Genomic DNA, 13,386 nt, shown 5'->3' on the forward strand with positions numbered 1-13,386 from the left:
CAAGGAGCAAGCGCCATGAGCAACCCCTTCGAGAACCCCGACGGCCAGTACTCCGTCCTCGTCAACGACGAGAACCAGCACAGTCTGTGGCCCGACTTCGTCGAGGTCCCGGCCGGCTGGCGCGTCGTCCACGGCCCGGCGCCCCGGCAGGAGTGCGCCGACTACATCGAGACGCACTGGACGGACATGCGCCCCAAGAGCCTCGTCGACGGCGACTGAGCGCACCGGGCGGTACGGCGAAGGGGGCGGACACCCGGTGTCCGCCCCCTCCGCCATGCCGCGCCCGGAACGTCAGGACGCCGGGTCCTCCACCTTCGTCGACGGCTTGCCGTCCACCGCCGCCGCGAGCTGCGGCACCAGGCGGTCGAGGACGTACGGGATGCTCAGCACCGTGGAGAGCGACACCGCGTTGCCGTAGTCGCTCGTCTCCTTGACGAAGACCTCGCGCCCCTGCTTCGCGACGTCCAGGTCCCCGTAGATCTTGTCGGCGTGCAGCTTCGTCACCGAGGAGGTGGTGTCCGGCGCGATCCACAGCGCCGCGTCCTGGTCGAGCAGGTCGAGCCGCTCCTTGCTGATGTTGGCGCCGAACTCGTCCCCGATGACCTTGTCCAGGTCCTTCGGCAGCTCGAAGCCGAGGTCGGACAGGAGCCGCGAGCGCGGGTCCTGGCTGCCGTAGACGAACGTGCCCTCGTACGGGGTCGCCACGACCCCCGTGGCCCCCGCGAACTCGGGGTGCTCCTTCTTCGCCGCGGCGAACTTCTCCTCGACACCCGCCACGAGCTTCTTCGCCTCGGCGGGCTTGCCGAGCGCCTTGCCGATCTCCTCCGTCTGCCGCTGCCACGGCACGCCGTAGTCGTTGAACTCCTTCGGCTGCGCGACGACCGGCGCGAACTTCGACAGGCTCTCGTACTGCGCCTTCGTCAGCCCGCCGTACACCGCGAGGACGAGGTCCGGCTTGAGCGCGGCGATGCGCTCCACCTGCGGGCCCGTACCGCTGTCCTTGAGGACGGTCGGCGCCTTCGCGTCGCCGAGCTTGTCCTTGGCCCACGGCCCGATCGCGCCCTTGTAGCCCCCCAGCCACTCGGTCGTGCCGACGGGCACCTTGCCGAGCGCGAGGACGGCGTCCTGGTCGGTCAGCCCGACGGTGACGATCCGCTTCGGCTCGGACTTCACCGTCGTACTGCCGTACTTGTGCGCCAGCGTCACGGGGAAGGCGCCCGCGGCGGCGGAGCCCTTCGAGGCCTTCGTGTCGGCGGAGGCATCCGTATCCGAGTCGGAACCGCAGGCGGCGGCCGTCGCCGTCAGCAGCACGGTGGAGGCGAGCAGGCCGGTCAGCCGGAGGGCTCTGGGGGCGCGGGACATCACATGATCCTTCTGTCGGTCGGTTCGGTAAGGGCCCCGAAGGGACTCGGGGCGGCGATCAGTGGGGGGCTTCGGACGCCTCGGGGGAGGCGGGGACGGGGGAGTGGGCGGGGGACGGCGGCGGTACGGGGAGGGGGCGGCCTTCGGCAGCGGGGGAACCGCCTTCGCGCGGAGCGCCGGGCCCGCCCTGGCCGCGGCTCCCCGACCACGCCCGCCACAGCGCCGCGTACCGGCCGTCGGCGGTGAGGAGTTCCTCGTGCGTGCCCTGCTCCACGATCCGCCCGGCGTCCATCACGACGACCCGGTCGGCCGCGGCGGCCTGCCCGAGCCGGTGCGCCACGACGAGCGCCGTACGGCCGCGCAGGGCCCGTTCGGCCGCCTCGTCCAGCACCCGCGCCCCCGAACTCCCCGCCTCCGCCGTCGCCTCGTCGAGCACGACGAGCGGCGGATCGGCGAGCAGCAGCCGGGCGAGCGCGAGTTGCTGGGCGCGGTCGGTGGTGAGCCGGTGCCCGCCCTCGCCCACGACCGTCTCCAGCCCCTCGGGCAGCCGCTCCGCCCACTCCAGCGCCCCCACGGCGGCGAGCGCCCCGCGCAGCTCCGCCTCGTCTGCCCCCGGACGGGCGAGGCGCAGGTCCTCGGCGAGCGGCCCGGCGAAGACGTGCACCTCCTGGGTCACGAGACCCACCAGCCGCCCCGAGGCGTCCGGCTCGGCGCCGCCGACGCGGACGCTCCCCGACTCCGCGCGGTGCAGCCCCGCGACGAGCTTGGCGAGCGTCGTCTTGCCCGCGCCGCTCGCCCCCACGAGCGCGACGCGCTCCCCGGGCCGCACCTCCAGGTCCACGCCGTGCAGGACCGGCCGCCCCGGCACGTACGCGTGCGAGACCCCCGAGACCACCACCCCGGGCGGCCCCGCGACGGGCGCCGCGCCCTCCGCCGCGCGCTCCTCGGCCCGTACGTCGACCACGCCGACCAGGCGCGCGAGTCCCGCCGTCGCCGACTGCGCGTCGTCGAGGAGCACGAGCGCCGTGTTGACCGGCGTGAACAGGCTGTGGAAGTACAGCGCGGCGGCCGTCGCCGTACCGACCGACACCGCGTCGCCCCGCACCAGGAGGAAGCCGGTGAGGAGCACGGCGGCGAGGCCCAGGTACTCCGCGACGTGCAGCCTGCCGTAGAAGCGCAGCACGAGCCGCACGCCGCTCATCGTCAGGTCGACGGCGGCACGCGAACGCGCGGTGACCCGCCGGTCGTGCTCCGCCTGGAGCCCGTACGCGCGCACCGTCCGCGCCCCGCCGATCGTGTCGAGCAACTGCTGCTGCTGGGCCCCGGTCACGATCCGCTCGCGCGCGTACAGCGGCACGGCGTGGCGCACGTACCAGCGCGCCGTCCACGCCTGCACGGGTACGGCGACGAGCGCGGCCACGAGGAACCGCCAGTCCAGGAGCGCGAGCGCGCCGAGCGTCAGCACGATCGACAGCCCCGACCTGGCCAGCTCCGGCAGCGCCGAGCGGACCGCCTCGGCGACCCGCGACACGTCCCGCGTCACCCGCGCGTTCAGGTCCCCCGAACCCGCCCGCTCCACGCGATCGAGCGGCAGCGAGAGGGCGCGCTCCACGAAGAGTTCGCGCAGCCGCGCGAGCGCCGTCTCGCCGAGCCGCGAGACGAGCGCCATGCCCCACGCGGTCGCGGCGCCCTGTACGAGCGCGATCCCGGCGAGGGCGAGCACGGGCCAGGTCAGCGCGTCGGGGGAGCGGCCCCGCGTCACGAGGTCCACGATCCGGCCGAGGAGCGGTTGCGTGAGCAGCCCCACCGCCGTGGCGAGGACGAGCACGGCGAAGCCCGCGCCCGCCAGCGCCCGGTGCGGGCGCAGGAGTTCGCGCACGGCGGCGCGGGTGCGCGCGGGCGTGGCGGTCGGGAGGAGGTCCCGCTCGGTGCTGTCCTCGGTCGTCATGCCCACACCGTCCCGCGATACGTCTCATGGGTCCGCGCCAGCTCCTCGTGCGTCCCCTCCGCCCCGACCCGCCCGCCGTCCAGGAACACCACGTGGTCCGTCACGGCGAGCAGCGCCGGGCTGTTGGTCACGACGACCGTCGTACGGCCCCGCCGGAAGTCCCCGAGCCCGCGCGCGATCCGCGCCTCCGTCGCCGCGTCCACGGCGGTCGTCGGCTCGTGCACGACGAGCACGGGCGGCGCGGCACGCAAGGCCCGCGCGAGCAGCACGCGTTGGCGCTGCCCGCCGGACAGCGACCTGCCGCCCTCGCCGACATCGGTACGTGTGCCGTACGGGAGCGTCCGCGCCACCTCGTCCGCGTCCGCCGCCGCCATCGCGGTCCCGGTCCTCGACTCGTCCGGGTCCGCGCCCGCCCCGACGATGTTCGCGGCGAGCGTCCCCTCGAACAGCGCGGCGTCGTGCCGCGCGACGAGCACCACCTCGCGCAGCGCCGCCGGGTCGATACGGGTCAGCGGCACCCCGTCCAGCTCGACCGCGCCCGCCTCGGGGTCGGCCTCCCGGCCCAGGCAGTCGAGGAACGCCTCGGCGTCGTGCGGATCACGCACGGCGATCCCGGTCAACGACCCCGCCGGCACCCGCACATCCACCCCGTCGAGCCCGCGCAGCCGCACCCCGCGCAACCGCAACTCCCCCCTGGCCCGCGCCGGTACGGGCTCCTCTCCGCCCGCGACGGCGGGCCCCGCGCCGAGCACCTTGGCGATCCGGGCCGCCGAGGCCCGACCCTGCGCCAGCTCCGCGTTGACGTACGCGAAGGCCTCCAACGGCCCCACGAGGAACAGCGCGAGCCCCACCGCCGAGACGAGCTGCCCGAGACTGAGCGAGCCGTCGAGCGCGAGGCGCCCGCCCACCCAGGCGATCAGCGCGAGGAAACACCCGGTGAGGGCGAGCACGAGCCCCGACTGCACGGACTCGGCGCGCGCCGCGCGCACCGTCGCGACCAGCGAGACGCGGCTCGTACGGCGGTACCGCTCCACCGCGGCCCCTTGCGCCCCGAGTCCGCGCAGCACCCGCAGCCCGGCGACGAGATCGGCGGCGACGCCCGCAGCGCCCGCCGCCTGCTCCTGCTCGGCCTCGCTGCGCCGCTCAAGGGGCTTTCCGAGCAGGTGACCCACCCACAGCAGCACAGGCGTGCCGAGGAGTACGACGAGCCCGAGCGGAACGGAGGTGAGGAGCAGCGCGACGGCGCTCACGGTGATCCCGGCCAGCGCCCAGATGCCGTTCAGGAGCGCCATGGTCACGGCGCCGACGCGCTTCGCGTCCTCGGTCGCCACGTTCGCCAGCTCCCCCGACAGCCGGTCGCTCTCGGCCCCGCCCCGCGCGTCCAGCACCCTCCGCACGACCGCGAGCCGCAACACGTGCCCCGCCTCCTCGGCACCGCGCTCCCCGGCGAGCGCCCCGAGCCGGAAACTCCACGACAGGCACACGTACACGACGGCGAGCACCCCGAGCCACAGCACGAGCCGCTCCCCGTCCCGCCCCGCCACCGCCTGATCGATGACCACCCCGATGAGCACCGGGGTCAGCGCCTCACCGAGCTGGTGCACACACCCGAGCACGGCGGCAACGCCCACCCGCCGCCCCTGCCCCCTGACGGTGCCCCACAGGACTTCCCGCCCCGACACACCCGCTGCTCCCACCGCTCACCCTCCGAAGACGGTCCAACTTAGGGAAGCCTATTCTAAGTTTCACGCGGCCAGTCATACGAGCCCACAACTCCGGCTCGCCGACCGGGCGAATGGAACCCCGCCGCGTGCGCGCACCACCCGGCACACGACCGCGCCCCTTCCCGGACACGGGAAGGGGCGCGGCAGGTGCTCGCAGCCGGTCGGCGGGCGCCCCGGGCTCAGATGTCGCGGAAGGGACCAGCGAGTGCGGTGACCTGCCCCGATGAGAGGCTGACGGTCGCTGACCTGAGCGAATGACCTTTCGGCTATTTCACGTTCGTGCCGCTTGATGGGGGTGGAAGTCCCAGAAAGCCCCAGGGAACTTCTACCGCTGACGGGCGTCTTTCGGCATGCGGGCAGTCGAGCATCCACCCGGGCGGTTGCACGGTGAGCTGGCGGAGATCGGTGTGGTCGTCTGCCTCGTGAGTCGGCACGAGCCACCAGGCGAGCGGTGCGCGAACGATCTCAACCACCCTCATCCTCTGGCTCATCGTCGGCCCCTGATCAGCAACAAAGCCTCCCCAGGCGCGAGGGAAAACGACCGCCAGGCCCGCGCGACCTGCAAACACGCGCGGACCAGACGAGGCCGTCCCACCAGTTCACCTCCGCGCGCGGAGGTCACCCGCAGGCCATCACGGTCATGAACCGGGATGCCTAGGCGGTGTCAGCCGCTAATGCTGGGGCGGCCGGTTTCCAGGTGGCCGACGAAGCGTTGTGACCAGGTGGTGTCCGGGGAGGCGGTGACGGTGTGGTCGTACCAGCCGGAGCCGTAGGTGAGGGGGGAGAAGTCGTCTGTGACGGTCTTGCCGGCCGGCACGGTGTACGTCCAGGGCCCGCCGGTGCGGTAGGCGTTCGCCTTGATGGTGAAGGTCACGGCGGCCGCGGTGCCGTTGGTCAGAGTGAAGCGCAGCTTGAGTGCCCCGGACGCGGTGACGACGGAGGCGGCCACGAGAAGGTCCTTGCCGGCCTTGGTGGCGTTGCCCTTGAACCGGCGCATGAACCGGTTGGGGCCCACGACGGTGAGGTCGTAGACGCCGTCGCCGAAACCGGGGCCGCAGTGGTAGAAGTCGGTGGTGTCGCCGCCCGCGCCGACCGTGTACTGCCAGGGGCCGCCCGAGCGTTGCGTGCCGTTGGTGTAGGCGGCGAAGTGGCAGGTGGCCGTGCCGCCGTTGGACATCTTGATGTTGGCCTTGACGGTGCTTCCGGAGGTGGTGAAGGCGATCAGGTCGGCTGTGGGCTGGTAGGGCAACGCCCGCGCTTTGCGGGTGCCTGCCTCCTGTGCGGGCAGCCGGTTGTCGACCGGTGCCGGATTGGGCAGTCCGGTGCACTGGCCGATGTCGACGGTGGTCGTGGTGGCCGGCAGGGTGGGCAGGCCGTAGACCGGGCTCGTGAAGTCGAACATGCCGGTGAGGTCGCCGCAGACCGAGCGTCGCCAGGCGCTGATGTGGGGGCAGGTGGCCGGTTTGCCGATCGCGGCCGTCCATTTCTCCAGGAACCGCAGGACCGAGGTGTGGTCGCTGGTCTCGGAGTTGACGTATCCGCCGCGGCTCCAGGGGGAGATCGCGATCATCGGCACGCGGAAGCCGAGGCCGATGTTGGTGCCGTCGAGGAACTCGCCGTCCGTGCCGGCCGGGGCGGTGGGCGGCGGCACGTGGTCGAAGTACCCGTCGTTCTCGTCGTAGTTGAGGAAGAGGATCGTGGAGTTGAAGACGTCCGGGTCGGCGTTGAGGGCGTTGATGACCATGTGGACGAAGTGGGCGCCGTTGGCCGGTGTGCCCAGGGGGTGTTCGGAGTAGTTCTGGTCGGGGACGATCCATGACACCTGCGGCAGCGTGCCGGCCCGTACGTCGGCGGCGAGGGCGTCGCAGATGTCGGCGGCGACGTCGCCGGGTTCGGTGGTGCCCCGGGGAACCGTGGACATGCCCTTGGTCCGCAGCGGACTGCTCGCCGACGCCGAGGTGAACTGTGTGAAGTAGGCGAGCCCGTTGTCGCCGTAGTTGTCGCGGGACTGGTAGAGCTTCCAGCTCACTCCGGCCTTCTCCAGGGCTTCGGCGTAGGTCTGCCAGGTCAGCCCGGATTCGCTGCCGCCGTCCTTGGACGAGTCGCTGATTCTGCCGCTCCACAGGTAGGTGCGGTTCGGGCCGGTCGCGGTCAGTCCGGAGGCGTGGTAGGCGTCGCAGATGGTCCAGGTGTCGGCGAGGGCGTAGTGGAAGGGGATGTCGTCGCGGGTGAGATAGCCCAGGGAGCGCAGGCCCTTGGCGGCGACCCAGGCGTCCATCCTGCCGCCGTTCCACGCCTCGTGCTGGCTCGTCCAGTCGTGGGCGAGGTCCCCGCTGCACTGGGCGAGGCGTTCGGGGTCGGAGCCCCCGGACGCCTTCGTCGCGCTGAGCTGCCAGGGGTAGTGGCGGCCGGTTCCGTTCGGCTGCTCGAAGACGCTGTGGCCGCCCGCGATCTCGACGGTGCTGCGATCGGAGAAGCCCCGGACGCCCTTCAGCATCCCGAAGTAGTGGTCGAAGCTGCGGTTCTCCTGCATGAGGATCACGATGTGCTTCGCGTCCTTGAGCGTGCCGGTCGCTGCCACCGCGTCGGACGTGGCCGTCCTGGTCTCGGCGGCGGCACGATCCGCCTGGCTCCCGCTCACCCCGGCTGCCGCCGCCGCCGCTGCCGCGGAAAGAGCGATGAAATCGCGTCGTTTTGGCTTGTACACGACACTCCTTGACTCGAGGGGGGTTGACTGCTGGTGGGAGCTACAGGCCCGGACCCTGATAGGCGCCCCGGTTGGGCTTGGTGCTCCTCGGGACCGCGTTCGCCCAGTAGTCGCGGCCACCGTTGTCGGTGATGACGGCGCCGTTGCCGAGGGCGGGCGAGGTGGACTTCAGCTTGTAGCCGTCCACCTCGTGGATCGAGCTGCCGCCGGTGCCCGGAGCGGTGAACTGCGGGTCGCCGATGATGCCGTTGGCCGTGGGCCTGGTGACGCCCTGGAAGACGTTCCAGTACCACTTGATCCCGGAAGCGGTGGGGAGCCGGGAGTCGGACGTGCCGACGAAGATGTTGTTCTCGACCACACTCTCGTCGGGAAGGATGACGTCGGACTTCTTGTCCGTGCAGTAGAAGACGTTGTTGTACATGTGCAGCGCCGACCGGCCGGCGCTGTTGCTGCTCATCCGGCAGTCGTTCTCGGAGATGTTGTAGCGGATGATCTGCTTGGCGCCGCCGATGGTGCCGCAGCCGTCGCAGTCGAGGAAGAAGCCGCCGATGTTGTCACGGCTGTAGTTGTACTGGAGGGTGCAGTAGCCGGTGTTGCCCCAGTCGCAGTCGAACGCCTGACTGTCGGCGGCGGACATCTTGGTGATGTCGTGCACGGCGTTCTTCTGGATGGTCGGATTGTGGTCGCCGAGTACCCAGATCCCGGCGAAGTTGCCGCCGGAGAAGGGGTATGCGCCGTTGCCCACGCCGGAGGCGGTGTTGTACTGGATCATCGGGGCGTTGGCGTAGCTGACGATGACGCCGTCGCCGCCGACGTCCTCGACGGTGTTGTGCTCGACGAGGACGCCGTCGCCCTTGTCGGCCATGGAGCCGGTACGGATCTTCAGGCCGCCACCACCGGTGTTGCTGACGGTGTTGTGGTGCACGTGCACGTCATTGAGGGTGGAGTCCGCGCCGGTGGCGCCGGTGACGACGGCTCCGGACTGCACGTAGTCCTCGGTGAGGGAGCCGGTCTTGCTGGTCTGGCCGGCGACGCGATCGATGACGAGGTTCCCGATGTCGAATCCGGAGTGGGCCTTGCCGTCGGTGGCGGAGATCCGCAGGCCGGTGCGCCGGGCGAGAGAGGCGGCCGGGTTGGTGATCTTGATATGGCTGATCGTCCAGTGGTCCTGGTTGGTCAGCGCTACGGCGTCCGCGGTGGCGTTGCCGTTCAGGACGGGCAGGGCACCCGTGCCGTAGCGGGTGAGCGTGATGGGCCGGCTCGCGGTTCCGCTGCCCTGCGGGGCGAGCGCGCCCGTACAGGTGGTACCGGACGCGAAGGCGAGCGTGTCACCTGGCTCGTACGTCTTACTGTTGGCCTGGGCGACGCTGTTGAAGGGGCTGGACCGGGTGCCGGTGCCCGCGCTGGTACGCGAGCAGTCGACGTAGGTGGTGGAGTCGGCCGCGAGAGCCGGCTGGCCGGGCAGGGCGGCGGTGCCGATGAGTGCGAGGGAAACGGCGAAGAGCAGTCGACCAACTGCGCGCTTTCCGGTGACGGCGACTCTGGTTCCCATGCGCGTACCTCCAGGAGCGGGTGGCCTGAAAATTAGAGGTCACATTTGATCAGGTCAATAGATTCGCTCAATAAAACCGAATATTGATTGAATGATCGGCGTGAGGGGGAGAGCGGGCTCTCTAGCCCTTCGGACCGAGGGACACCCTTCCGGGAGCGATGTACGCGCATAGGGCCGTTCCGCCCGGCCAGCGGATGCTCAGTCGCCAGGTCTCACCCGGCTCGACGGTGAAGCCAAGCGCGTCGAGGGGGTGAAGCCCGTCGGTGCCGGTGAGCCGGGCGGCGCAGGCGAGCAGCGCGGTGTCACCGGGCAGGGTTCCGGTCAGGAAGGGCAGGAGCGCCCTGGAGCCGTAAGCGGTGCCTCCGGGCACGGCCGTGGTGCCGGCGGCGGAGAAGCCGTGCAGAGCGCGGAGTTCGCTGCTCAGTCGCCCGTCGGCGCGGGCGAACGCGGCGGGGCCCGCCTCCGTCTCGCTGCCCGCGACCGCCCAGCCGCCGTGCCGCACCGGGGTGCCGGAGGCGGCCCCGGTGACCAGGTGGACGCGAACATCGTCCGGGCCGTGGGCCAGGGTGAGCGAGGTGACCGTGACGCCCGGGAGTTCCCGGCCCCCGGCGCGAGGGCGCCAGGTGGAGGCGGCCCAGCCGTCTCCCGCTCCGAGGAAACCGATCCGGCCGCGTTCGGTGGGTTGTCCGTCGACGAGGAGGGCGAGGTGGTTGTCGGCGATTCCCTCGTGGGTGGGGCCGGTGGCGGTGGAGTGGGCCAGGCGGGCGTAGTGCGGGTTGTCAGGCAGGACCGTGTCGGCGGGCTGGTCGTCGCTGCCGTGGTTGTGGAGGCGGACGAGGCCGTCTTCGGCGGTGGACTGCAGCAGCCATCCCGGCTGGGGCAGAGCGAGCACGGTGTCGCGGGTCTCGGCCGGGGCCGGGCGTTCCGTCTCGCTCCAGACCGGATGGTCCGGGGGCAGGAGCAGCCCGAGGAAGGCGCTGCCCGCCCAGTAGGGGGAGGCCGGGCCGGAGTACGGCTGCACCAGGCGTGGTTCGGGTCCGTGCCAGCCGAGAGTGAGGAGGCCGTGCGCGTCGAGGGCACCGCGGTCGAGGAAGTAGCGCAGCGCCCCGGAGGCGAGGCGGCGGGTCGTGCCGGGGGGAAGCGGGGTGTGTCCGGTGAGCGCTCCGGCCCACAGCGCCGCGGTGGCGGCGAAGCGGTAGGTCAGCGAGCGGCCCTGGTGGACGGGGGCTCCGTCGCCGCCGAAGGTGTGCGCGTACCCGGCGAGGTGAGTGGCGAGCCGGCTTCCGTACTCGGCCAGCAGATCCCCGTCGCCGGAGAGGTGGGCGTGGAGCACCGGGTAGAGGTGGAGAGCCCAGCCGTTGTAGTGGTCGAAGGCCCGGGGCCGCCCGTCCGTGTACCAGCCGCCGCCGAGGTAGAAGCGATCGATCCTCTCCAGACCGCGGCGGACCGCCGCCCGCGCGGCCTTCTCCTCGATGCCGGCCTCGGCGAGGAAGCCGCCGACGGCGAGGGGGAAGAGGTGCCAGTTGTTGTCGTTGGGGTCCCGGTGCAGGGCGTCCGCGAGCCAGCCGCCCACCCGCTCCTTGACGGGCATGTCGAGGTGGTCCCACAGCCAGGGCCGCGTCAGGCGTAGCGCGAAGGCGATGGAGGCGGCCTCCACCATGGCCTGGCCGCGGTCGGTGATCGGCGGCCAGGATTCGCGGTCACCGTTCGCGAGATCCCGCTCGGACGTCGGCGTGCGTGTGCCGGCGTCGAGCCCGGCGGCGTACCTCTCCAGCAGGCCGTGCGGGTCGGCGCCATGGGCGCCGGCGATGCGCAGAGCGGCGGGAAGGAAGGTCCGGGCGAAGCCTTCGAGCCCGTCGGAGCGGCGACCGGACCAGCTGGGACGGTCACCGGGAAGGTCGATGAGCGCGTGACCCGGGCTCGCGTACGGGCGGACGGCGGCGAGGAGCTCGTCGGCTGTCACCTCCCAATGCTCCCTGGTCCAGCCTGTGCGAGGGCTGAGCTGTCGGTCTTCGGGAGGCAGTGGCATGCGGTGTGTCCTTCGTCGAGCGGCTCCGGCCGCAGAGCTGACGCGCGGTCGGGGGAGGGATACGGACCTGGATTCCTCCCCCGACGCGTGCCGGAGGAGCGGTCAGGCCGACCGTTCCCATTCATCGGCGGAAACGAGGTGGGCGAAAGGCCGACCGGTCACGTAGCGCTCCAGCTCGTCGGCGGCCGACGCGGCCATGCGATGGAGCTCCACGCCCAGCGAACCGGCGACATGGGGGGTCAGGACCACGTTGGGCAGACCGTAGAGCGGGGAGTCCGGCGGCAGCACCTCGGGGACGGTGACGTCGAGGACCGCGTCGAGTCGCCCCGACACGAGTTCCTCGGTGAGCGCCCGCTGGTCGATCAACGAGCCTCGGGATGTGTTGATCAATGTTGCCCCGGTGCGCATCGACGCCAGCCGCTCGCGGCTCACGAGGTGGCGGGTCGCGGGCAGTTCGGGGGCGTGCACGCTCACCACGTCGCTGGCACGGCAGAGTTCGTCGAGGCCGACGGGCCTCGCGCCCAGCCGTTCCGCCTCGCCCGGTGGCAGGTACGGGTCGTACAGCAGCAGGTCCAGGTCGTACGGGCGCAGGAGTTCCAGAACCCGGCGGCCGATCCGGGACGCCCCCACGACGCCCACGGTGCGCCGGTAGTTGCCGGCGGCGGCGTAGGCCGACTGCCAGTCGTGGCCGGCCCGGCGGCGGCGGTAGTCGTCCCGGATGCGCAGCAGATCCTTGCCCGCCAGGAGGACGAAGGCGACGGTGTACTCCGCGACGGGCACGGCGTTGGCCGAGGCCGCCGAGGTGACGGCGATGCCCCGGTGCCAGCAGGCGTCGGTGATGTGGTGCTTGACGGACCCGGCGGCGTGGATGACCACCCGCAGGCGGGGCGCCAGGGCGAGGACCTCCTCGGTCAGGGGCGGGCACCCCCAGCAACTGATGAGGACCTCGGCCTCCTGCAACGCCGCGGAGGCCGCCGGTGCGGCGAAGTCGTCGACCACCAGGGACGGGTCCAGGTCCGAGAGTTCGGTCAGCCGGCGCATCGTCGGGGCGTCGATCAGCTTCGACGCCAGACCGGCGTGCATGGCGAGCAGGGCCCGCGGCCGGCGGCCGGGCGCCGGAGCCGCGGAGGCGTCGGTGACGGGGGCGGGGTGGTGCACGGGCGTTCTCCCGGGTGAGGTGTGGCTGGACGGACGGTCGCGGACGGGGGCGCTACTTGACGGCTCCGGCCGTCATGCCCGCCTTCCAGAACCGCTGCAGTCCGATGAAGGCGACGACCAGCGGGACGACAGCGAGCAGCGAACCGGTCACCACGAGGGGGTAGTACTCGGGGAACGCATGGGTCTGGGTGTTCCAGGAGTAGAGCCCGAGGCTCACCGGGAAGAGCTTCGTGTCCGAGAGCATCACCAGCGGCAGGAAGAAGTTGTTCCAGATCGCGGTGAACTGGAACAGGAAGATGGTCACGAAGCCGGGCATGACCATGCGCAGCCCGATCGACCAGAAGGTGCGCAGTTCCCCGGCGCCGTCCATCCGGGACGCCTCCAGCACTTCCCCCGGCACGTACCCGCCGCAGAAGACCCGGGCGAGATACACGCCGAACGGATTGACCAACGACGGCAGGAAGACGGCCCAGAAGGTGTTGACGACCCCCACCTTCGAGGCGAGCAGGTACATCGGCAGCGCCAGCGCCGTCGTCGGCACGAGCACACCCAGCAGGACCAGGCCGAACAGCTTCTCCTTGGCGGGGAAGCGGTACACGTGGAAGGTGTAGCCGGCGGCGACGCAGACGAAGGCGCAGAGCGCGGCGCCCACCCCCGCGTACAGCAGCGAGTTCAGGTACCAGCGGAAGTAGACCCCGTCCCCGGTGGACGCCAGGTCCGCGAGGTTCTGGCCCAGGTGCCAGCGGTCGGGCGTCAGGGTACGGCCGCCGATCAGGTCGCCGGTGTTCTTCGCCGCCGCTGTCAGCAACCACAGCAGCGGGAGGAGCATGTAGAGCGCGGCCAGTACGAGGACGCCGTTCACGGCGGCCTTCGACATCGACCAGTGGCGCCGCCCGGTGTCCAGCG

General features: G+C 71.8%; 9 protein-coding genes. 1 reads left to right on the top strand and 8 read right to left on the bottom strand.

Features of this window, described 5'->3' with window-relative positions; all coding sequences use genetic code 11:
- Nucleotides 1-15 precede the first annotated feature (15 nt).
- Nucleotides 16-219 (top strand): MbtH family protein, encoded by a 204-nt coding sequence (locus ACIP4O_RS18690; protein ID WP_164282069.1) that lies wholly within the window; start codon nt 16-18, stop codon nt 217-219.
- Nucleotides 220-291: 72 nt separating this feature from the next.
- On the opposite strand, the gene ACIP4O_RS18695 is transcribed toward ACIP4O_RS18690, so the two are convergent.
- The 8 genes from ACIP4O_RS18695 to ACIP4O_RS18730 form a co-directional block, all read right to left on the bottom strand.
- Entirely contained in the window at nt 292-1,362 is a 1,071-nt protein-coding gene (locus ACIP4O_RS18695) for an iron-siderophore ABC transporter substrate-binding protein (protein WP_361321900.1), read from the bottom strand.
- 58 nt (nt 1,363-1,420) lie between these two features.
- A complete protein-coding gene (locus tag ACIP4O_RS18700; RefSeq protein WP_401575677.1) occupies nt 1,421-3,310 on the bottom strand; it encodes an ABC transporter ATP-binding protein in 1,890 nt (629 codons plus the stop codon).
- Nucleotides 3,307-4,992 carry an ABC transporter ATP-binding protein gene (locus ACIP4O_RS18705; RefSeq protein ID WP_401575679.1) on the bottom strand — a complete coding sequence of 562 codons (1,686 nt, stop codon included), beginning with the start codon at nt 4,990-4,992 and terminating at the stop codon, nt 3,307-3,309. Before ACIP4O_RS18705 ends, ACIP4O_RS18700 begins: the two co-directional genes overlap by 4 nt.
- A 706-nt stretch (nt 4,993-5,698) precedes the next feature.
- Nucleotides 5,699-7,741 (bottom strand): phosphocholine-specific phospholipase C, encoded by a 2,043-nt coding sequence (locus ACIP4O_RS18710; protein ID WP_401575681.1) that lies wholly within the window; start codon nt 7,739-7,741, stop codon nt 5,699-5,701.
- A 40-nt stretch (nt 7,742-7,781) separates the two neighbouring features.
- Nucleotides 7,782-9,293, bottom strand: a complete 1,512-nt coding sequence (locus tag ACIP4O_RS18715; protein ID WP_401575682.1) for a right-handed parallel beta-helix repeat-containing protein — start codon at nt 9,291-9,293, stop codon at nt 7,782-7,784.
- 121 nt (nt 9,294-9,414) lie between these two features.
- Nucleotides 9,415-11,322: a DUF2264 domain-containing protein gene (locus ACIP4O_RS18720; protein WP_401575684.1), complete on the bottom strand. Its 1,908-nt coding sequence runs from the start codon at nt 11,320-11,322 to the stop codon at nt 9,415-9,417.
- A gap of 102 nt (nt 11,323-11,424) precedes the next feature.
- Nucleotides 11,425-12,405 (bottom strand): hydroxyacid dehydrogenase, encoded by a 981-nt coding sequence (locus tag ACIP4O_RS18725; RefSeq protein WP_401576233.1) that lies wholly within the window; start codon nt 12,403-12,405, stop codon nt 11,425-11,427.
- Between the two features lie 127 nt (nt 12,406-12,532).
- Nucleotides 12,533-13,357: a carbohydrate ABC transporter permease gene (locus tag ACIP4O_RS18730; protein ID WP_164282070.1), complete on the bottom strand. Its 825-nt coding sequence runs from the start codon at nt 13,355-13,357 to the stop codon at nt 12,533-12,535.
- Between the last annotated feature and the right edge of the window lie 29 nt (nt 13,358-13,386).

The organism is Streptomyces sp. NPDC088923 (assembly GCF_044749745.1).
In the GTDB taxonomy this organism is placed as follows: Bacteria; Actinomycetota; Actinomycetes; order Streptomycetales; family Streptomycetaceae; genus Streptomyces.

Coding starts and splice junctions, on each gene's coding strand:
- ACIP4O_RS18690 (WP_164282069.1), top strand. CDS start 16: ATGAGCAACCCCTTCGAGAACCCCGACGGCCAGTACTCCGTCCTCGTC.
- ACIP4O_RS18695 (WP_361321900.1), bottom strand. CDS start 1,362: ATGTCCCGCGCCCCCAGAGCCCTCCGGCTGACCGGCCTGCTCGCCTCC.
- ACIP4O_RS18700 (WP_401575677.1), bottom strand. CDS start 3,310: ATGACGACCGAGGACAGCACCGAGCGGGACCTCCTCCCGACCGCCACG.
- ACIP4O_RS18715 (WP_401575682.1), bottom strand. CDS start 9,293: ATGGGAACCAGAGTCGCCGTCACCGGAAAGCGCGCAGTTGGTCGACTG.
- ACIP4O_RS18720 (WP_401575684.1), bottom strand. CDS start 11,322: ATGCCACTGCCTCCCGAAGACCGACAGCTCAGCCCTCGCACAGGCTGG.
- ACIP4O_RS18725 (WP_401576233.1), bottom strand. CDS start 12,405: ATGCACGCCGGTCTGGCGTCGAAGCTGATCGACGCCCCGACGATGCGC.
- ACIP4O_RS18730 (WP_164282070.1), bottom strand. CDS start 13,357: ATGTCGAAGGCCGCCGTGAACGGCGTCCTCGTACTGGCCGCGCTCTAC.